The organism is Hyphomicrobium sp. DY-1 (assembly GCF_047497105.1).
In the GTDB taxonomy this organism is placed as follows: Bacteria; Pseudomonadota; Alphaproteobacteria; order Rhizobiales; family Hyphomicrobiaceae; genus Hyphomicrobium_B.
Genome location: NZ_CP134870.1, coordinates 4,255,784 through 4,276,218, shown reverse-complemented (window position 1 = coordinate 4,276,218; position 20,435 = coordinate 4,255,784). Strand labels below are relative to the sequence as shown.

Annotated in this window: 21 protein-coding genes; 12 read left to right on the top strand and 9 right to left on the bottom strand. The window is 62.6% G+C overall.

Annotated features, from left to right (window positions below):
* Positions 1–42: 42 nt before the first annotated feature.
* Both pdxA and rsmA read left to right on the top strand, forming a co-directional pair.
* Complete coding sequence (pdxA, locus tag RLW41_RS20790; RefSeq protein ID WP_414462728.1) at positions 43–1,071, top strand: 4-hydroxythreonine-4-phosphate dehydrogenase PdxA; 1,029 nt, start codon at positions 43–45, stop codon at positions 1,069–1,071.
* On the top strand, positions 1,068–1,940 hold the full coding sequence (rsmA, locus tag RLW41_RS20785; protein WP_414462727.1) for a 16S rRNA (adenine(1518)-N(6)/adenine(1519)-N(6))-dimethyltransferase RsmA: 873 nt from the start codon (positions 1,068–1,070) through the stop codon (positions 1,938–1,940). The genes pdxA and rsmA overlap by 4 nt, the downstream gene beginning before the upstream one ends.
* On the opposite strand, the gene gmk is transcribed toward rsmA, so the two are convergent.
* The 9 genes from gmk to RLW41_RS20740 all read right to left on the bottom strand — a co-directional run bounded on the left by gmk (position 1,937) and on the right by RLW41_RS20740 (position 10,006).
* Positions 1,937–2,614, bottom strand: a complete 678-nt coding sequence (gene gmk / locus RLW41_RS20780) for a guanylate kinase (RefSeq protein ID WP_414462726.1) — start codon at positions 2,612–2,614, stop codon at positions 1,937–1,939. The genes rsmA and gmk overlap by 4 nt on opposite strands.
* Position 2,615: 1 nt before the next feature.
* Positions 2,616–3,506 (bottom strand): YicC/YloC family endoribonuclease, encoded by an 891-nt coding sequence (locus RLW41_RS20775; protein ID WP_409559915.1) that lies wholly within the window; start codon positions 3,504–3,506, stop codon positions 2,616–2,618.
* 98 nt (positions 3,507–3,604) lie between these two features.
* Complete coding sequence (gene mltG, locus RLW41_RS20770; protein ID WP_409559914.1) at positions 3,605–4,954, bottom strand: endolytic transglycosylase MltG; 1,350 nt, start codon at positions 4,952–4,954, stop codon at positions 3,605–3,607.
* 130 nt (positions 4,955–5,084) lie between these two features.
* Entirely contained in the window at positions 5,085–6,347 is a 1,263-nt protein-coding gene (gene fabF, locus RLW41_RS20765) for a beta-ketoacyl-ACP synthase II (protein ID WP_414462725.1), read from the bottom strand.
* 141 nt (positions 6,348–6,488) lie between these two features.
* Complete coding sequence (locus tag RLW41_RS20760) at positions 6,489–6,731, bottom strand: acyl carrier protein (protein ID WP_013215676.1); 243 nt, start codon at positions 6,729–6,731, stop codon at positions 6,489–6,491.
* A gap of 400 nt (positions 6,732–7,131) precedes the next feature.
* Positions 7,132–7,878, bottom strand: coding sequence for a 3-oxoacyl-[acyl-carrier-protein] reductase (fabG, locus tag RLW41_RS20755; protein ID WP_414462724.1), 747 nt, complete (start codon positions 7,876–7,878; stop codon positions 7,132–7,134).
* Positions 7,879–7,888: 10 nt separating this feature from the next.
* A complete protein-coding gene (fabD, locus tag RLW41_RS20750; protein WP_414462723.1) occupies positions 7,889–8,836 on the bottom strand; it encodes an ACP S-malonyltransferase in 948 nt (315 codons plus the stop codon).
* A 148-nt stretch (positions 8,837–8,984) separates the two neighbouring features.
* On the bottom strand, positions 8,985–9,524 hold the full coding sequence (locus RLW41_RS20745) for a VOC family protein (RefSeq protein ID WP_414462722.1): 540 nt from the start codon (positions 9,522–9,524) through the stop codon (positions 8,985–8,987).
* A gap of 239 nt (positions 9,525–9,763) precedes the next feature.
* The gene (locus RLW41_RS20740; protein WP_013947671.1) at positions 9,764–10,006 is read right to left on the bottom strand and encodes a hypothetical protein; all 243 of its coding nucleotides are present in this window, start codon (positions 10,004–10,006) and stop codon (positions 9,764–9,766) included.
* Between the two features lie 434 nt (positions 10,007–10,440).
* Here RLW41_RS20740 and rpsF point away from each other — a divergent pair, with 434 nt between their 5' ends.
* The 10 genes from rpsF (at position 10,441) to RLW41_RS20690 (ending at position 20,252) form a co-directional block, all read left to right on the top strand.
* A complete protein-coding gene (gene rpsF, locus RLW41_RS20735) occupies positions 10,441–10,980 on the top strand; it encodes a 30S ribosomal protein S6 (RefSeq protein ID WP_414462721.1) in 540 nt (179 codons plus the stop codon).
* Positions 10,981–10,983: 3 nt separating this feature from the next.
* On the top strand, positions 10,984–11,238 hold the full coding sequence (gene rpsR / locus RLW41_RS20730; protein WP_013947669.1) for a 30S ribosomal protein S18: 255 nt from the start codon (positions 10,984–10,986) through the stop codon (positions 11,236–11,238).
* A gap of 162 nt (positions 11,239–11,400) precedes the next feature.
* On the top strand, positions 11,401–12,351 hold the full coding sequence (locus RLW41_RS20725; protein WP_409559908.1) for a DUF2232 domain-containing protein: 951 nt from the start codon (positions 11,401–11,403) through the stop codon (positions 12,349–12,351).
* 42 nt (positions 12,352–12,393) lie between these two features.
* Entirely contained in the window at positions 12,394–12,975 is a 582-nt protein-coding gene (gene rplI, locus RLW41_RS20720) for a 50S ribosomal protein L9 (protein WP_414462720.1), read from the top strand.
* Between the two features lie 159 nt (positions 12,976–13,134).
* Positions 13,135–14,646: a replicative DNA helicase gene (locus RLW41_RS20715; protein ID WP_409559907.1), complete on the top strand. Its 1,512-nt coding sequence runs from the start codon at positions 13,135–13,137 to the stop codon at positions 14,644–14,646.
* 35 nt (positions 14,647–14,681) lie between these two features.
* Positions 14,682–15,824, top strand: a complete 1,143-nt coding sequence (gene alr / locus RLW41_RS20710) for an alanine racemase (protein WP_409559906.1) — start codon at positions 14,682–14,684, stop codon at positions 15,822–15,824.
* 5 nt (positions 15,825–15,829) lie between these two features.
* Positions 15,830–17,206 (top strand): DNA repair protein RadA, encoded by a 1,377-nt coding sequence (gene radA, locus RLW41_RS20705; protein ID WP_414462719.1) that lies wholly within the window; start codon positions 15,830–15,832, stop codon positions 17,204–17,206.
* Positions 17,207–17,261: 55 nt separating this feature from the next.
* Positions 17,262–17,897, top strand: a complete 636-nt coding sequence (locus RLW41_RS20700) for a CvpA family protein (protein WP_409559904.1) — start codon at positions 17,262–17,264, stop codon at positions 17,895–17,897.
* A 91-nt stretch (positions 17,898–17,988) separates the two neighbouring features.
* Positions 17,989–19,479, top strand: a complete 1,491-nt coding sequence (gene purF, locus RLW41_RS20695; RefSeq protein WP_409559903.1) for an amidophosphoribosyltransferase — start codon at positions 17,989–17,991, stop codon at positions 19,477–19,479.
* Between the two features lie 41 nt (positions 19,480–19,520).
* The gene (locus RLW41_RS20690; protein ID WP_409559902.1) at positions 19,521–20,252 is read left to right on the top strand and encodes an SDR family NAD(P)-dependent oxidoreductase; all 732 of its coding nucleotides are present in this window, start codon (positions 19,521–19,523) and stop codon (positions 20,250–20,252) included.
* Positions 20,253–20,435 lie beyond the last annotated feature (183 nt).

Below are 20,435 nucleotides of genomic sequence, written 5' to 3'. Positions count from 1 at the left end.
GCGCTCCCTCACTCGGATTTACACAAGCTGCCCCCTATCTTCATGCCTCCCCTTGCCCTGACGATGGGCGATCCTGCCGGTATCGGTCCCGAACTGGCGCTGCGCGCCTGGCAGGACCGTTCTGCCGACGCGATCCCGCCTTTTGCGATCTATGCCGATATCGAACTGATGCGCGCACTGGCCCGCGCCTCCGCGCTCGATCCTGAAACCGCGATCATGCCGGTTGCGAATGCCGGCGCGGCTGCGCTGGTCTTCCCCGATGCCCTGCCGGTCGTTCCGGTTCCGCTGTCGGCGCCTGCCATCGCGGGCAGCCCTGACGTCGCCAACGGCGAGGCGACGATCCAGGCGATCCGGCGGGCGGTGGCTGACGTTGCAGCAGGTCGCGCCGCAGCCGTCGTCACCAACCCGATCGCCAAGTCGGTTCTCTACGAAGCAGGCTTCGAGCATCCCGGCCATACCGAATTTCTCGGCGCGCTCGCAAACGAGTTCTGGCCGTCCGAGCCCGCCGAACCCGTGATGATGATCGCCGCGCCCGTGCTTCGCGTCGTGCCTGTGACGATCCACGTGCCTTTGAAGGACGTTCCTTCTCTTCTCACGACCGACAAGATCGTCAGCACGGCGCGCATCGTCCACGCGGCCTTGCAGCGCGACTTCGGCATCGAGAAACCACGCCTCTCCCTCGCCGGCCTTAATCCGCATGCGGGCGAAGACGGCGCCCTGGGCACGGAAGATCGCGACATCGTCCGCCCTACCGTCGAGCGACTGCGCGCCGAGGGCATCGACGCGACCGGTCCCACTGCCGCCGATACCATGTTTCACGAGGCCGCCCGCAAGACCTACGATGCGGCGCTCGCGATGTATCATGATCAGGGCCTCATCCCGATCAAGACGCTCGCCTTCGACGAGGGAGTCAACGTTACGCTCGGATTGCCTTTCGTGCGCACCTCGCCCGACCACGGCACGGCGTTTTCGATTGCGGGAAAAGGCGTCGCCTCCGCGTCGAGCCTCAAGGCTGCGCTGAAGCTCGCAGCCGACATGAGCGCCCGCCGCCGCGCTGCAGCAACACCATGAGCGCTGCCAATGGGCCAGATGACCTCCCGCCCCTACGCACTGTCATCGAGCGCTATGGTCTCAACGCCAAGAAGTCACTCGGCCAGAACTTCCTGCTCGATCTCAACCTCACCCGTAAGATCGCGCGCCTCGCCGGCGACCTGAGCGAACGAACAATTGTAGAGATTGGTCCCGGCCCCGGCGGACTGACGCGCGCTCTTCTAATGGAAGGTGCAAAGCATGTAATCGCCATCGAGCGTGATGATCGCTGCCTGCCGGCGCTGGCCGAAGTGTCCGCGCGCTATCCCGGCCGCCTCGATGTCCATCCCGCCGACGCGCTGGACGTCGATTGGCGGCCGTTGCTCGGCGATGCCCCGTCCGCTTCGATCGTTGCGAACCTGCCTTACGGCGTCGCCTCGCTGCTGCTCGTGAACTGGCTGGAAACGGAACCTTGGCCGCCGTGGTACGACCGCATGGTGCTGATGTTCCAACGCGAGGTCGCCGAGCGCATCGTTGCGCAACCGAAGTCAAAAGCCTACGGTCGCCTTTCGGTGCTGGCGCAGTGGCGCACGGAAGCTCGGATTGTGATGAACCTCCCGCCCGAAGCCTTCACGCCCCCGCCGAAAGTTTCCTCCGCCATTGTCGAGTTTTGCCCCATCGCATCGCCACAGCCCGCCTGCCGCGTGAAAACGCTGGCACGCGTCACCGCGGCCGCCTTCGGACAGCGCCGCAAGATGCTGCGTTCGAGCCTAAAACAGATCACCGCGTTTCCTGAATTGCTTCTGCAGCGTGCGCAATTGGCGCCCGAACGCCGCGCCGAAGAGCTGTCGGTTGCGGATTTCGCGCGATTGGCTCTGGTGCTCGACGAAAGCGAAGCTTCGACGGCTTAGAGCGCCACCTGCAAGGTCCGCACGAATTCCGAGAGCCCCAGCAGCCGCCCTCGTTTCAGCCGCTCGGCGGTTAGGATTGCGAGCGCCGACGCCACGCTCGCTTCAACGTGCGCATTCACAATCACGTAGTCGTATTCCGGCCAGTGACTGATCTCGGACGATGCAGCCGCCATGCGCTTCGCAACGATGTCCGGCGGATCCTGCGCCCGCGTCTTCAGCCGCTCTTCGAGCACATTGCCAGACGGCGGCAAGACGAACACGCGAACCACGTCGCCCGGCATCTTCTCGGAAAGCTGCTGCGCGCCCTGCCAGTCGATGTCGAACAGCACGTCCTTGCCGCTGCGAATGGCGGCTTCGACCGGCGCCCGCGGCGTGCCGTAATAGTTGTCGAACACCCGCGCCCATTCGAGCAGTTCGTCGCGCTCTTTCATCCGCTCGAAAGCAGCGTGGTCCACAAAGTGATAGTCGACGCCGTTTTGCTCGCCGGGCCGCGGGGCGCGCGTCGTCACCGAAACCGACATCTCGACGTTGGCGTCGGCCTCCAGCACCCGCCGCGCCAGCGTTGTCTTGCCCGCGCCTGATGGCGACGAGACGATGTAAAGCAGTCCCCGGCGCGCGATGTGCGGCTCGGCGACGGCGGTGCTGCTAGGTCTCTCTTCCGCGCTCTTGCTCATGTTATTCGACGTTTTGCACTTGTTCGCGGAACTGGTCGATAATCGTTTTGAGTTGTAGACCCAGCCGGGTGACGTCGACCGCATTGGCTTTCGAGCACAGCGTATTGGCTTCGCGATTAAATTCCTGCGCCAGGAAATCGAGCTTGCGGCCAACCGCGCCGTTTTCCGCCAGAATTTCCCGCGCACCCGACACATGCGCCGAAAGCCGCTGCAGTTCCTCCTCCACATCGGCGCGCGTTGCGAGCAGCATGGCTTCCTGATGCAGTCGTTCCACATCGAGCGGCGCCGTCGTATCGAACAGGCGGGTAATCGCATCCTTGAGACGCGCGACGATAGCCTCCGGTGTGCGCGACGGTGAGGCGCGCACATCGGACCCCAGCCGTTCGATCTGAATAAGCTGCTCAATGACAATGTCGTGCAAGCGCGTGCCCTCGGCGCGCCGTGCTTCAGCCAGTTTGTCGAGCGCAGCCTCCAGGCTCTTCAGGAGCGCTCTCTCCCGCGCCGCACGTACGTCGCTGGCTTCAGCCATCTGGTCGGCCGCTTCCAGAACGCCTTTGATCATCATCAGCTGGGCCGCATCGGGCGCCGATGCCCCCGACAGCGCCGTTACGCGCTCGGCGGCCTTGATAACATCCTGAAGCACCGCTTCGTTCAAGCGGACCGAGCCGTTCGTCTGCTGCTTTTCGAGGCTCAGCGAAATCGAGACATTCCCGCGCGCCAGCCGCTTGGCGACAGCTTCGCGCGCCGGCAGCTCCAGAGCTTCATAGCCCGGCGGCAAGCGCAAGCGGACATCAAGCCCGCGGCCGTTGACGCTGCGAGCCTCCCACGTCCAGGCGAGGCCATCGGTCATGCCGTCGACGCGGGCAAATCCCGTCATGCTGGATATGGTCATAGGGGAATGTCTCGCCGACGGGTGGGTTTACGCGGGCCGCAACTTAACGGCTCGGATCGCATCCGCCAACTATATCTGATGGCTCGTCCGGCTGAAGGTTACTGTCGCTTCGGTTTGCGGACAGGAAGCGGCATGCCCGAGGCGTCGTTAGCTGTATCTGACGGCGAAGAGTCGTCGCCATCGCCGTCGCTCGCCCCTGAGGCCGGCGTCGTTGCCTTCGCCGATTTCTGCCCTTTGGACGTGCTGGTTTTTGCGGTTTTGGCAGTTGGGATCGGCGCAGCATCGTCGTCCTGATCGGCTGCGTTCTGAGCTTTTTGCTTTTCGACCTGCCGCCATTTCTGGACGGCGTTGTTGTGTTCTTTGAGCGTCTCCGAGAACGTGTGACCGCCCGTGCCGTCGGCAACGAAATAAAGATCGCCCGTTTTCGCTGGATGCAGCGCAGCAAGAAGCGCCGATTTCCCGGGATTACAAATCGGCCCCGGCGGCAGTCCGTTGATCTGGTATGTGTTGTAGGGCGACTTGGTCTCGATATCCGCCTTGGTGATGCCGCGGCCGAGCGCGCCCTGGCCGCCGACAATGCCATAGATGATCGTCGGATCCGACTGCAACCGCATGCCCTTGCGCAGACGATTATAGAAAACGGCGGCGACCCGGTCGCGCTCATCGGCGCGCCCCGTTTCTTTTTCGACGATCGACGCGAACGTCACGAGTTCATCCGTCGATCGCACGGGAAGGTCGGGATCGCGCTCATCCCAGAGCTGCCCCAACGCCTTCTCCATGCCGACCCGCATGCGGTCGAGAATCTCGTTCCGCGAGGCACCCTTCGAGAAATAATAGGTATCGGGAAGCAGCGTCCCTTCCGGCGGCACGCTCGAGATCTCACCGCTGAGGTTCGGCTCGGCTTTCAGGCGTTCGACGATCTGCTCGCTCGTCAGCCCTTCAGGCATCGTCGTCTTGTAGAGGATCGACTTGCCCTCCGCGAGCGTATCGATCACGTCCCGCATCGAGGCGTGTTCTTTGATTTGGTACTCGCCGGCTTTCAGCTCGCCGCCCTTGTGGCCGCCGAGAAACCCTTGAAGCAGATAGCCGCCGACGAACGTCCAGCGGTTCGTGATAACGCCTTCGCGCTCCAGCCGTTCGGCAATCGCAATGCGCCCCTCGCCCTTGGGAATGATAACCGTGCGCTCCTGCGGCAGCGGACCAGGGCTTTCGAATTGATGGAAAATGAGGAACGACGTGCCGCCGATGAGCAGCATGAGTACGAGGGCGACGGTCAGCACGCTGCTGATGGCCCGCACGATACCGCCGAGCGCGCGCGATGGTTCGCGCGCTTGAACGCCGCGCGGACGGCTCGGTGCACGTCCCGGCTCCAGCCGTTCTGCAGGACTTCGCGCCCCGGCTGTTCGTGACGTTCTAATTCCGTCCGAACGCTTCCGATTTTGACTCATGTTACCGCGAGCACCGTCATTGAAGGAGCGCGGTGCACGAGGTCATTGCCTCAAATCCCAGCGCTCCATCCCCCACCCGCGCCGGACGCTCACCGTAAAATGTGGCGAAAACGCGTATTAGGACGCGGTTTTAAGCCACCCGGCGCAGAACCAGCGAAGCGTTCGTGCCGCCGAAGCCGAACGAATTCGACAGCGCGATATTGATATCACGCTTCTGTGCCTTGTGCGGCACAAGGTCGATCGCAGTTTCGACCGATGGGTTGTCGAGATTGAGCGTCGGCGGAACGATATTGTCGCGGATGGCGAGCGCCGAGAAAATCGCCTCGATCGCACCGGCTGCACCGAGCAAATGCCCCGTCGCCGACTTCGTCGAGGACATCGCAAGCTTGCCGCTGCTGTTGCCGAACAGACGTTCGACGGCTTTGAGTTCGATCTCGTCGCCCATTGGCGTCGAGGTGCCGTGGGCGTTGACGTAATCAATCTCGCTCGGATCGACGCCGGCGCGCTTCAAAGCGGCCTTCATGCAGCGATAGGCGCCGTCGCCATCCTCGGCCGGTGCCGTGATGTGGTAGGCATCCGCCGACATGCCGTAGCCGATGATCTCGGCGTAAATCTTCGCGCCGCGCGCCTTCGCATGCTCGTAGCTTTCGAGCACGACGACGCCAGCGCCCTCGCCCATCACGAACCCGTCGCGATCCCTGTCGTAAGGCCGCGAGGCTTTCGTCGGGTTGTCGTTGAACCCGGTCGACAGCGCCCGGCAAGCCGCGAAGCCCGCAAGCGCAATGCGGCAGATCGGGCTTTCCGTGCCGCCCGCAATCATTACGTCGGCATCGTCAAGTGCGATGATCCGCGCAGCATCGCCGATGGCGTGCGTGCCAGTCGCACACGCGGTGACGACGGCGTTGTTGGGACCTTTGAGCTGGTGCTTGATCGAGACGTAGCCGCCCGCGAGGTTGATGAGACGGCCTGGAATGAAGAACGGCGAAACGCGCCGCGGCCCCTTCTCCTTCAACAGGATCGACGTATCGGCGATGCCCGAAAGGCCGCCAATGCCCGATCCGATCAGCACGCCAGCGCGTTCCTGCGTTTCGGGCGTCTGGAACTTCAGGCCCGAATCCGTGATCGCCTGATCGGCAGCTGCAACGGCGTAAACGATGAAGTCATCGACCTTGCGCTGCTCCTTTGGCTCCATCCAATCGTCCGGATTGAACTTGCCCTCGGACTGCGCGCCGCGCGGCACGAAATTCGCGATCTGACAGGTGATATCGGAAACTTCGAATTCCTCGACACGCCTGGCTCCGCTTTGTCCTGCAAGCAGATTGGTCCACGACGCTTCGACGCCTGAACCGACCGGAGTGACGAGACCCATTCCTGTAATAACGACACGGCGCATCGATGTTGTTCTTGTTCGCTGTTGCTGTTTGAGATCCACACTGGGCACGTAAAGGGGGCCGGTTGGTGACCCAGCCCCCATTAAATTCTGCCCAGAAGGCGCAATTACGCCGGGGACAAATCTGAGACGCGCGAGGGCTGCTTAAGCCGCGCTCGCGTTCTTCTCGAGAAACTTGACGGCATCGCCGACCGTCAGAATGTGCTCGGCGGCATCGTCCGGAATTTCGCAGCCGAATTCCTCTTCGAACGCCATCACGAGTTCAACGGTATCCAAGCTATCTGCGCCAAGGTCGTCGATGAAGCTGGCATTGTCGGTGACCTTGTCGGCCTCGACCCCAAGATGCTCTACGACAATTTTCTTCACGCGCTCTGCGACATCGCTCATCGTTAATCCTCGTGTCTTTCTAATTTTTGGCGGCCTTTTCTGGCCCGCCTGTTCGCCCTGCAGAACCCGCTATAAACCGCATGACAGGATATCAACTTACGGGAAGTGTAGCCTGTTCGGATAGGGGTTCGCCCCGTTATAAAAGTCTTTTTCCTTAGTCGCCCTAGCGTGAGTCTTCCGCTTAGGCACCGTCCCCACGAAGCACTTCGCCGAGTTGTCCCCAGCTCTTCGTGCCGTCCCGATAACGTGTTTTTCACGTTTCAAAACCGTGGTGTCGTTAACACACTTCACCAGCATTGCAAAGCACGTGGTGACGCAGCCGACGACAGCCGAACCTTCAATCGTAAAGTCGCCGATAAATCAAGCATTCTCGGCGTTTACCATCATAGGCTGGAGTTGATTACACCATAGCCATGCCGCCGTTGATGTGCAGCGTCTGGCCGGTGATGTACCCGCCTTCGTTGGAAGCCAGATAGAGGCACCCGGCAGCCACGTCCACCGGATCGCCGAAGCGCTGCGCCGGGATCATCTGGGCGATCTCGCCCTTCTGCTTATCCGTCAGCACGTCCGTCATGTTGGTCTTGATGAAGCCCGGCGCGATGCAGTTCGCCGTAATCCCACGCGAAGCGACCTCGCGCGCGAGCGATTTGGTCATACCGATCATACCGGCCTTCGAGGCTGCGTAGTTGCCCTGCCCCGGATTGCCGAAAACGCCGGAAACAGACGCAATATTGATGATCCGCCCGTATCCCGTCTTCGAGCGCATCATGTGGCGCGATGCGGCCCGGCACAGCATGAACGTCGACGTCAGGTTGACCGCGATGACGTCATCCCACTGATCGTCCTTCATCACCATGAACAGGTTGTCCTTGGTAAGACCGGCGTTATTGACGAGAATGTCGAGACGACCGCCCAAAGCCTTCACGGCATCGTCGATCAACTTCGCGACGGCTGCGCGGTCCGCGAGATCGCACGGCAGCACATGCACGCGGTCGCCGAGTTCTTTCGCGAGCGCATCGAGCGCTTCGACTTTGCGGCCCGAGATTGCAACGGTCGCGCCAGCCTTGTGGAACACACGTGCGATCTCGGCACCAAGTCCGCCCGTCGCGCCCGTGACGAGGGCGGTCTTGCCGGTCAGGTCAAACATTCAAATCTCCTTATGAAGTGAGTGCGGCGAGCGCCGCATCGATATCGGAAGGGGTGCCGAGGCTCGAAGCGTTGACGCTCGGAGCCGTGCGCTTCACGAGGCCTGCGAGGACCTTGCCCGCGCCAATCTCATAGAAATCCGTGACGCCATCAGCCGCCATGAACGCCACGCATTCGCGCCAGCGGACCGTGCCTGTCACCTGCTCGACGAGCCGCTTCTTGATCTCATCCGGATCGGAAATCGGCTGCGCCAGCACGTTTGCGACGACTGGAACAACAGGTTTGTTGACCGTCACGGACGCGAGCGCTTCCGCCATCGCGTCGGCGGCGGGCTGCATCAGGGCGCAATGGAAGGGAGCGGACACGGGCAACGGTACCGCGCGCCGAACACCGAATTTCTTGCCGATTTCCGGCACGCGATCGAGCGCCGTCTTGTGCCCGGACAGGACGACCTGCGTCGGCTCGTTGTCGTTCGCGATCTGACAAACGTCGCCCTGGGCAGCTTCGGCAGCGACTTTCTCCGCCACGTCGATGCCGACGCCGAGCAGCGCTGCCATCGCGCCGACGCCGACCGGAACAGCCTTCTGCATGGCCTGTCCCCGCAGCCTCAAAAGGCGCGCCGCGTCCGACAAAGAAAATGCGCCGGCCGCGGCGAGCGCCGAATACTCTCCGAGCGAATGCCCGGCGACGAATTTCGCGCTGCTTGCGAGCGATACGCCTTTCTCTTTTTCGAGCACACGCATGACGGCCATCGATACCGCCATGAGCGCGGGCTGAGCATTCTGCGTCAGCGTCAGCGTTTCTTTCGGGCCTTCCCAGATCAACGCCGATAGCTTTTCGCCCAGCGCATCGTCGACTTCTTCGAATACGGCGCGAGCAACGGGAAAGGCATCGGCAAGCGCCTTGCCCATACCGACGTCCTGGCTGCCTTGACCTGGAAAAACGAAAGCGCGTGCCATCGTGGAGATAGTGCTCCCTGGGCTGGAATTGGGAATGACCTGCGTGCACGCAGATATTGGGCGGCCTTAGTCCACGCCCGCCCATCCGGTGTCAAGAGACGCTGCGCTCCGCCAACCGCCGCGCCAGCCCGTTGCCGGCGGCAAGCCATTACGCGTTGGGTGCCGGTTCCCGCAAAAGGGCTCTCAGATCCAAGGCGTTCGTGAACATGGAAATATTGCCGTCGGCGTCGCGCGGCCATTCGGCCTCCGGCCGGTCCCAGTAAAGTTCCACGCCGTTGCCGTCCGGGTCATCGAGGTAGAGCGCCTCGCTGACCCCGTGTTCGGAGGCTCCGGTCAACTGGACGTGAGCCGCCATCAGCCGCCGCAAGGCATCGGCCAGCGCTACCCGTGTCGGATAGAGCACAGCGAGATGGTAAAGCCCCGTCGTGCCCGGAGGCGGCGGCGTCCCTCCCCGGCTTTCCCAGGTGTTGAGGCCTATGTGGTGGTGATAGCCGCCAGCCGAAATGAAGGCCGCCTGGCTGCCGAAACGCTGCATAAGGGTAAAGCCGAGAACGCCACAATAGAAGTCCAGCGCCCTCTGGAGATCCGCGACCTTCAGATGAACGTGTCCGATCTTGACGCCTGGGTCGATTGGCCGGGCCTCGGTCGGCGTCGCGCCTCCATGCGGCGTTTCGCGAATATCATCCATCAAATCTGCCTCGGCTGGTTGTCATTCAAGATGACATGGGCCGACCGAAGCCGCCGGGCAAGCTCGACGAATGTGGCAGATTGCCAATGGCTTGCCGCCTGGACGAGTTGCCAAAAAAAAGCGCCGCGAAGCCGCGACGCTCAAATGCGCAATCGAAAAAACGCCGAAAATAGAACCAGAAGGCGCCGTTCGCTCCGGCGACGGGAGACGTGGCCTGCCGCGAGACGCCTGCTAAACGGTTAGCCTTCGACCGTCTCGACTTCGCAAAGTTCGCCGTCGATCAGATCGAATAGAACGTCGGCGCCGGATTCTTCGGCTTCCTCGAGCGCTTCGACGAGATTGTCGTCGATCGGCGCGACCTTAAGCGCTGACGTGTCCGTCACGCCATTCTCGGCCATGTTCTCTTCGCCCTCTTCACGGGCGGTCTCTTCATCGTCCGCGACCGCCCAGATCGTCTCTTCAGTGTAAGCTGCATACTTCATGTCGTTGGTCTCCCTCGACGCGCCGGATCGATCCCGGCAATCCCCTTTAGGACATGATTCCCGTGTTTGCGCCGTGACCGTCGATGATTGTTGACTGTCAAATTTCAAAGTTGCATGGACGCCACATTTTTGGGCAGGGCGGCACGGCATTGGCCTAGCTTTCCTGTCCGAGCTGGACGGCATCTGTCCTGACTTGCCCCGGCCTGAAAATGCTGTATAAGGCCGCCTTTCCGTTCGGCAGGAGGCTGAACGGGGGCTTGGGCTGCGCTGGCGTCTTAACCATCCGCATCTCGAGAGGGGCTTTCGAGCGCCGTCCCCCAGTGTCTTCTCCTATTTGGTGCCAGATCGGCCTTTCTCGGGTCTTTTGGGGCTTTGCGCCGACGGAAAGATAAGACGTCGCAAGACGTTATAACTCGAACCGAAAGGCCAATCGTATGCCGCTTTACGAGCATACCTTCCTGGCGCGCCAGGACGTGACCCAGGCCCAAGTCGAAGCTCTGATGAAGGAATTCCAGGGCGTCGTCGAAGAAGGCCAGGGCAAGATCACGAAACAGGAATACTGGGGTCTCAAGAACCTCGCCTTCAAGATCAAGAAGAACCGCAAGGCGCACTACGCCTTCTTCAACATCGAAGCCCCGCCGGCGGCCGTGACCGAAATGGAGCGCCGCATGGGCCTCCACACCGACGTCATCCGCTTCATGACGGTGCGCGTCGAAGAACTCGAAACCGAGCCGAGCGTCCAGATGCGCAAGCAGGACCGCGAGGAACGCGGTGATCGTGGTGATCGCGGCTTCGGTGGCCGTGGCGGTCCCCCGCGCGGCGACCGTGGCGGCTTCGGCGGCGGCCGTGAAGGCGGCTCGACGTTCCGTTCGCGCCCCCCGCGTGACGGCGATGGCCCGCGCGGCCCGCGTCCCCCGCGTGAAGGTGAGGCCCCCCGCGGCCCGCGTCAGTCCAACAATGGTTCGGAGGGCTAATCCATGGCTGAGATCGCTTCCACTGGCGGCGGCGCACGCCGTCCCTTCCAGCGTCGCCGCAAGACCTGCCCGTTCTCGGGCGCTGGCGCACCGAAGATCGACTACAAGGACGTCCGTACGCTCGGCCGTTATATTTCCGAGCGCGGCAAGATCGTACCGAGCCGCATCACGGCCGTTTCGGCAAAAAAGCAGCGTGAGCTGGCCCGCGCCATCAAGCGCGCCCGCTTCCTCGGCCTGCTGCCGTACGTGATTAAGTAATTTGCGTCTGGGTGCTGGCGCCATGCGTCGCAACCCCGGACAACATTAAAAGCGCCTTCCGGCCGGCTCCGCGGAGCGGAGTCGGAAGGCGCAAACCAAGTTGGGTCAGGACGGGCAACCGGATCTGGCTCTAACCGCTCCGATGCGGGACAGCAAAAGAAGATGCCGACGAACGCTTTCATACTTGCCCTCGCAGCGGGCCTGATTTCCGCAGTCGTATTCGCATCGGCGACGACGGGCGCGTTCTTGCTCCGCATCGTCCTCTTTCTGCTGACGCCGCTCTCGCTTTATCTGACCGGGCTTGGTCTCGGCCCGATCGCCGCGTCGATTGCCGCCATCACCGCGACGACCTGCGTGCTGCTTATGGCCAACCCGCTCGCCGCCGAAGTGTATGCCATCAGCACCGCGCTGCCGGCCGTCATCTGCACGCGTCTCGCGCTGCTGAGCCGCGAGAATGACGGCGAACGCGAATGGTATCCCGTCGGCCGCATCACCATCGCCGCCGCCATTTTCGCCGGTTGCTTCACGATCCTGGCGCTGATGCTGATGGGCGGGGACGTCGATACGTTGACGAAGTTGCTCCGCACCGTCGTCGAGAGCTTCGTCAAGACGGAGCTGTCGCAAATTCCCGGCGCTCCCGAAATCGGCGCGCCTGAAATCGACGAGATCACCCGCTCGACGCTTTACTCTCTGCCTTGGGCGCTGGGCATTCTCGCGATGGGAACGATCCTCATCAATCTTTGGCTCGCAGGCCGCATCACGCTGGCATCCGGACGGCTGCAGCGGCCGTGGCCCGATTTCGCGGCATTCGCCCTGCCGCCGGGAGCGACGTTCGCACTTTTGATCGCCATCGGACTGAGCTTTGTCGGCGGCATGCCAGGATTGTTCGCTGCCGGTTTTGCGGCGCCCTTCACGCTGGCGTTTGCGCTTGTTGGCTTGGCGCTCATCCATTCGCTGACGCGCGGCTCGCAGTGGCGAACGTTCATCCTGACGGCACTCTATATCGGTGTCCTTTTCATCCCTCACCTCGGCCTGCTGCTCGCCATCACGGGGCTCGCCGAAACCGTCTTCCGCTACCGGTCGGCACGAAAGCCGCCGGAAGCGCCGAACTGAAAATCGCATTTCCCCAATTTCAAACCAGGAGCTATGAAAGACATGCAAGTTATTCTTCTTCAGCGTATTGGCCGCCTCGGGCAGATGGGCGACATCGTCAACGTCAAGGACGGCTACGCCCGCAATTACCTGCTGCCGCAGAAGAAGGCGCTGCGCGCCACGGAAGACAACAAGAAGGTGTTCGAGGGCCGTCGCGCTCAGCTCGAAGCTGACAACCTCGCCCACAAGGCCGACGCCGAAGCCGTCGCCGCCAAGCTCAACGGCCAGTCCTTCGTCCTGATTCGCGCCGCCGGCGACACCGGCCAGCTTTATGGCTCCGTCTCGACGCGCGACATCGCAGCCGTCATCACCGAAGGCGGCTTCACCGTCGACCGCAACCAGATCATCCTCGACAAGCCGATCAAGACGCTGGGCGTCACGCCCGCGACCGTCCAGCTGCATCCGGAAGTCATCTGCTCGATCTCACTCAACATCGCCCGCTCGCAGGACGAAGCTGACAAGCAGGCCCGCGGCGAAGACGTTGCCGTCGTCAAGGAAGAGGCCCTCGAACTCGAGACCTTCAATCCGGACGCCGCGTTCGAAGAAGGCGCCGCGCCGCAGGACGAAGCCGAAGACTCGGCCTGAGGATCGCACGCTCCTGTGGACTGCTTGGCCGTTGCGAGTTTAACACGGCCAAGCACTTCTGCAGCGCCCTGTCGGGAGCGTGTTGATAGCGGGGATGCTTCACAGGTTGCATGAGCACAATTTCCCGGTCGCGACGTGGAATCGGTTAGCTTCCGGCGCATGGCAGATCCCGCAGTCCTCCCCACCGAGAAGCTCAAACAGGTTGTCTCGGCCAATGAGCCGCTGACCTTCCGTCAGCCGCCGCATAACATTGAAGCCGAGCAGGCGCTTCTCGGTGCGATCCTCGTCAACAACGAGGCGCTCGATCGCGTCTCCGGCTTCCTGTCGCCCGACCATTTCTTCGATCCGCTGCATGCCCGGATCTTCGAGACGCTCGGCACCCTTATCCATGCCGGCAAGACCGCGACGCCGATCACGGTGAAGACGTTCTTCGAGAACGTCGAACCGATCGACTCGAACCTGACCGTTCCGCAGTATCTCGGCCGTCTCGCAGCGAACGCCACGACCATCATCAACGCCGCCGAATACGGCCGCACGATCTACGATCTCGCGACCCGCCGCTCGCTGATCATCATCGGCGAAGACATGGTCAACACGGCTTACGACAGCGCCGTCGACCATGCGCCGCGCGCCCAGATCGAAGAAGCCGAAGGCCGTCTCTACTCGCTCGCCGAGCAGAACAAGTACGGCAAGGGCTTCGAGACCTTCAAATCGGCGCTGACCACCGCCATCGAAATGGCGAACAGCGCGTTCCAGCGTGCGGGGCATTTGTCGGGCGCATCGACCGGTCTCTCCGATCTCGACAACAAGCTCGGCGGTCTGCAGCGTTCCGACTTGATCATCCTGGCCGGTCGTCCGTCGATGGGTAAGACGGCGCTCGCAACAAACATCGCCTATAACGTCGCCAAGGCCTATCGTGGTGAACGTCAGTCCGACGGCACGATGCACACAGTCGATGGCGGCATCGTCGGCTTCTTCTCGCTCGAAATGTCGTCCGAGCAGTTGGCCACCCGTATTCTCGCCGAGCAGGCCGAGGTGTCGTCGGAAAAAATCCGCCGCGGCATGATCGACGAGGCCGAGTTCCGCAAGCTCTCGGAAGTTGCGACCGAGATGTCGCGCATTCCGCTCTTCATCGACCAGACCGGCGGCATCACTATCGCGCAGCTTTCATCTCGCGCGCGAAAGCTCAAGCGCCAGCACGGCCTCGATCTGCTCGTCGTCGACTACCTTCAGCTGCTCGCCGGCTCAAAAGCGAGCAGCAGCGCCAACCGCGTGCAGGAAATCACCGAGATCACCACCGGCCTCAAGGCACTCGCCAAGGAACTGGCGGTTCCGATCATCGCGCTGTCGCAGCTGTCCCGTCAGGTCGAACAGCGCGAAGACAAGCGCCCGCAGCTCTCCGACCTTCGCGAATCGGGCTCCATCGAGCAGGACGCCGACGTCGTCATGTTCGTGTACCGCGAGGAATATTACATCGAGCGCACGAAGCCCGCCGAAGGAACGCCCGAATTTGCCGATTGGATGACGAAGATGAGCGCAGCCTCCGGCAAGGCCGAGGTCATCATCGGCAAGCAGCGTCACGGTCCTGTCGGCACGGTCGAGTTGTCCTTCGAAGGACAATTCACGCGCTTTGGCAATCTGGCCCGAGACTATATGCTGCCCCAGCACTAGAGGGGCCCGGATCGCAGCCGGGGTGGGAACGTGAGATGACGGTCAATGCGCGAATGCCCGAGAGCGTAGCAAGGGCGACGGGAACGATCACCGTTGACCTCGGATGCATCGCTGCGAACTGGCGGGCACTGGCCGATAAGGTCGCGCCCGCACGTTGCGCTGCCGTCGTCAAAGCCGACGCGTATGGGCTTGGCGCTGAACGCGTCATCGCCACGCTTGCGCGGGCAGGCTGCACAGCTTTTTTCATTGCGACTCCGGGCGAAGCCGAAACGGCACGCCGTATCGCGCCGGATGCCGACATCTACGCGCTCGACGGTCTGGTCGGAAACACCGCCGCCGCGTTCGCGCATTTCGCCGTGAAGCCGGTGCTATCGACGCTCGATGACGTCGTCGCCTGGTCGGCGCTGTGCCGGGCGCGCGGCGAACGGCTTCCCGCAGCGTTTCACATCGACACCGGCCTGCATCGCCTCGGGCTTCCCGTGCGCGACGTTCGCCGCCTCGTCGCCGAACCGTCGATGATGGCGGGCATCGAACTCGACCTGGTGATGAGCCACCTCGCCTCGGCCGACAATCCGCGCGATCCGAAAAACCGCGAGCAACTGCTGACGTTCGAGACGCTATCGGCGCTGTTTCCCGGCGTGGCGCGAAGCCTCGCTGCTTCCGATGGATTGATGCTCGGACCGTCCTATCATTTCGATCTGGTCCGGCCCGGCTACGCGCTCTACGGCGGACAGGCATCGCAAATCGCCCCAGCGCCGGTACACGCCGCCGTTACCGTTGCAGCGCGCATTCTCGCCGTCGCGGACGTCGCCCCTGGCGAAACGGTTGGCTACTCTGCGACGTGGCGCGCCAAACGCCCAAGCCGTATCGCCACGATTGCCGCCGGATATGCCGATGGCGTTCCGCGCAACGCCAGCGCGCCCGATGGCCGTCCCGGCGGACACGTCCTCATCAGCGGCCACTTGGCGCCGATCGTCGGCCGCATCTCGATGGACCTCATCACCGTCGACGTCACCGATCTGCCTGAAGGTGCCGCCATGCCCGGCGAATTCGCGAAACTCATTGCTGAAGGTCTGACGATCGAGGACGCCGGATTCTCAGCCGGGACCATCGGCTACGAAATCCTGACACGCCTCGGCAACCGCTTCACGCGCCTCTATCTTGATGAGAATCCGTAGGCGCCATGGCAAAGCCCTCGCGCTCCCTTTACGTCTGCCAGAATTGCGGAGCGACTGCGTCGCGCTGGGCGGGAAAGTGCACCGCCTGCGGTGAATGGAACACGCTCGTCGAAGAGACGGACGCAGGCCCCCCACCCGGCGCAGGCGTCACGCGCCAGAGCAAAGGTCGCGTCATCAAGCTCGAAACGCTGAAGGGCGAAGCTGAAGAAGCGCCGCGCTTTTCCAGCGGCATCGCCGAGCTTGATCGCGTGACCGGGGGCGGCATCGTTCCGGGCTCGGCCATTCTCATCGGCGGCGAACCCGGCATCGGCAAATCGACGCTTCTGCTTCAGGTCGCAGCGCACCTCGCCCGCAGCGGCGGACGCGCGTTCTATTTTTCCGGCGAAGAAGCCATCGCTCAGGTCCGCCTGCGTGCGAACCGCCTCGGACTGGCCGATGCACCGGTCGCGCTTGCCTCCGAGACGAACCTGTCGAACATCCTGGCGACGCTCGGTGACGGCAAGGCACCGGATCTCATCATCATCGATTCCATCCAGACGCTCTGGGCCGATACGCTCGATGCTGCGCCTGGCACCGTCAGCCAGGTCCGAGCCGCAGCGCTGTCGCTGATCCGCTACGGCAAGATGGCGGGAGCGGCCATGCTGCTCGTCGGCCACGTGACCAAGGACGGCCAGATCGCCGGACCGAAAGTCATCGAGCACATGGTCGACACCGTGTTGTATTTCGAAGGCGATCGCGGCATGCCCTATCGCATTCTGCGCGCCGTGAAGAATCGCTTTGGGCCGTCGGACGAGATCGGCGTGTTCGAAATGGTCACCGGCGGCTTACAGGAAGTTGCCAATCCGTCAGAGCTGTTCCTCGGCGACCGCGACAGCCGCAGCCCCGGCTCGGCGATCTTCGCAGGCGTCGAAGGCACGCGCCCGTTGCTCGTCGAGATCCAGGCGCTCGTTGCGCCGTCGGGCTTCGGCACCCCGCGCCGCGCCGTCGTAGGCTGGGACTCGAACCGTCTCGCCATGCTGCTCGCCGTACTCGATGCCCGCTGCGGTGTTTCGTTCGCCAACCATGACGTTTACCTAAACGTCGCTGGCGGGCTGAAGATTACCGAACCGGCCGCCGATCTCGCCGCCGCCGCGGCGCTTTTGTCATCCATCTCCGGCATTGCCTTGCCGCGCGACGCCGTCTATTTCGGCGAGGTCTCGCTGTCGGGGGCCGTCCGCGCCGCCGCCATGATGACACCGCGCCTGAAAGAGGCCTCAAAACTTGGATTTGGACAGGCGGTTCTGCCGGAAAACGGCGACGTCGATGTCCAGGGCATGAAGCTGTCGCTTTCCCGCATCGCACACCTCAAGTCGCTTGCAGACGCTACGGCGTCATGCGACTGATTCTTGGGGTGAGTCTCATGCTCGGGGAGCACGCGACCAAAGAGGGGATACGGCCATGGTCGGCCCGTTCACTTACCTAGACCTGGCGCTGATCGCCGTCTCGTTCATATCCGGTCTTCTTGCGATGTACCGGGGCTTCGCGCGCGAGCTGCTGTCGATCGTCTCCTGGATTTCCGCTGCTGGCGTCGGCTACTGGATCTTCGCCACCAAGAAGGAGATGACGGCCGATCTCGCAACCCAGACCGGCCTGCCACCGCAAATCGCGACGGTCGGCGTGGCAGTCGCTGTCGCCCTCATCGTCCTCATCATCGTGCACCTGATTACCGCGCGCATCTCCGATGCAATTCTGGATAGTCAGGTCGGCATGATTGACCGGGTTCTCGGCTTCATCTTCGGGGTCCTGCGCGGCTTTCTTCTCTTCGTCATACCCTACATGGCCTATGAGGCCTTCATTTCGCCTGAGAAAGAAAAGCAGCATCCTCTTGTTCGGGATGCATTTTTTAGGCCCTACGTGAAGGCGACGGGGGAGTCGATCCGCAATGTCCTGCTGCAGGTCATTCCGCAACCGTCCGCGACGCCGCCACCGGCTTCGCCAAACGAACAGCCTGGACAGCAAGGCTTTCTTGAGCAAAAGGGTCGTTCAGTCGCGCTGGTCATCAATGGCCAACGGTACTATATGACGCTCGCGTGACGCGGGTAGCGTCAGCGGCGACGGCACGTTCGGAATTTAGTTACCCGGCGTATCGGGCAGAGCAGGGCGGCTCAATCGCGGGAGGTGCCTTATGGCACAGCAAGGCGGCGCGACGACGAAAATCGACGGGCTCACGTTCACGCGCTATGGCGATGATCGTCTACGCGAAGAATGTGGCGTCTTCGGCATCTTCGATCATCCCGATGCGGCGGCGATCACAGCACTGGGTCTACATGCCCTGCAGCATCGCGGCCAGGAAGCAGCCGGCATCGTCTCCTACGACGGCCGCAACTTCCACTCCGAGCGCCGCATGGGCCTCGTCGGCGACAACTTCTCGAAACCCGAAGTTCTCGCCCGCCTCAAAGGTCGCATGGCCATCGGCCACGACCGCTACTCCACAACCGGCGATCCCCTCATCCGCAACGTCCAGCCGCTTTTCGCCGACATCGATACCGGCGGCTTCGCAGTCGCCCACAACGGCAACCTCACCAATGCTCTGACGCTCCGGCGCGAACTGATCTCATCCGGCGCCATCTGTCAGTCGACCTCCGACACGGAAGTCATTCTTCACCTTCTCTCCCGCTCCAAGAAGCGCCGCATCGTCGAGCGCCTCGTTGATGCGGTTCGCCAGGTCGAAGGCTCTTACGCCCTCGTCTGCATGACCAACGACATGATGATCGGCGTCCGTGATCCGGTCGGCATCCGCCCGCTGGTCATCGGCCGCCTCGGCACCTCTTATGTGCTGGCTTCTGAAACCTGCGCGCTCGACATGGTCGGCGCAGAGTTTTTGCGCGAAGTGGATAACGGCGAAGTCGTCGTCATCACTGACGAAGGGCTCGAAAGCCACCGCCCCTTCCCGATGCGCCCAGCGCGTCCATGCATCTTCGAATACATCTATTTCGCGCGTCCGGATTCCATCGTCGGCGGCCAGACCGTTTATGATATCCGCAAGCGCATGGGCATCGAACTGGCGCGCGAATCCGCGCCCGCCGCCGACGTCATCGTGCCGATCCCGGATTCCGGCGTGCCGGCTGCTATCGGTTTCAGCCAGCAGAGCGGCATCCCGTTCGAACTCGGCATCATCCGCAATCACTACGTCGGCCGAACCTTCATCGAGCCCGAGCAGCGCATCCGTCAGCTCGGCGTCAAGCTCAAGCACTCGGCGAATTCCGGCGTCATTCGCGGCAACCGCGTCGTCCTGATCGACGACAGCGTCGTGCGCGGCACCACGTCGAAGAAAATCGTCCAGCTCATCCGCGACGCGGGCGCAGCCGAAGTCCACATGCGCATTTCTTCGCCACCGATTACGCATCCGGATTTCTACGGCATCGACACGCCGAGCAAGAAAGACCTGCTCGCCGCCAACATGTCGCTCGACGAAATGCGCGACTTCATGGAAGCCGACAGCCTTGCCTTCCTGTCGGTTGACGGCATCTATCGCGCCATCGGTCTTGAGGGCCGCGACAACCGTGCGCCGCAGTTCACCGATCACTGCTTCACCGGCGATTACCCGACCAATCTGACCGATTACGGTGGCGAAGCCATTCCGAGGCAGCTATCCCTTCTCGCCGAAGTCGGCTGATGAGGGCGGCCTGTCCGTCCGTTGCTTTTGAAGAGTGACACATGACGGACACTCCCCTCTCAGGGCGCATTGCGCTCGTCACTGGCGCGTCCCGCGGTATCGGCCGCGCCGTTGCTCTCGGCCTCGCGAAATCCGGAGCTCACGTCATCCTGGCAGCGCGATCGCTCGGCGGGCTCGAAGCGGTTGACGATGAGATCCGGGCACTTGGCGGCGCCGCGACCCTTCTTCAGCTCGACCTCAAAAAAGGCGACCGGGTCGATCAGCTCGGGCCGACAATCTATCAGCGCTGGGAGCGCCTCGATATTCTGATCGCCAACGCCGGTATCCTCGGCCCGCTCTCCCCGCTCGGCCACACGACCGACGAAGGCTTTCTCTCCACCATCGACATCAACCTCAACGCCAACTGGCGTCTGATCCGCACGCTCGATCCGCTGCTGAAGCGTTCCGACGCCGGCCGGGCTGTGTTCGTGACGTCGGGCGCCGCCAGCGGCAAATACGCTTACTGGGGCGCCTATTCCGCGTCGAAGGCCGGTCTGGAAGCGCTCGTCAAAACCTGGGCCGCCGAACTCCAGAGCACGTGCGTTAAAGCCAATCTGATCAATCCTGGTGCCACGCGCACACAGATGCGTGCCAAGGCATTTCCGGGCGAAGATCCTGAGACGCTTCCCGCTCCTGAAGATCTCGTTCCCCTCTTTCTCGAACTTGCATCGCCGCAGTGCGAAAGAAACGGCGGGATCATAAACTTCCGCGAATGGCGCGAGCCATTAGCCTAGCGAGCGCCATATTTACTTTTTCGACAGCTGCCGTCCCTAGACTCCCGAACCATCGATGGAATCTGAGTCGCGCATTGCAGGCGAGGTCTGCAGTGACGGATGTCGCCTCATTACGGTCACATCAACGCGCGTTTTGACGATCGCGGTCGGGGGGCCGCTTCCGGTCGTTCCGGACTGATGGGA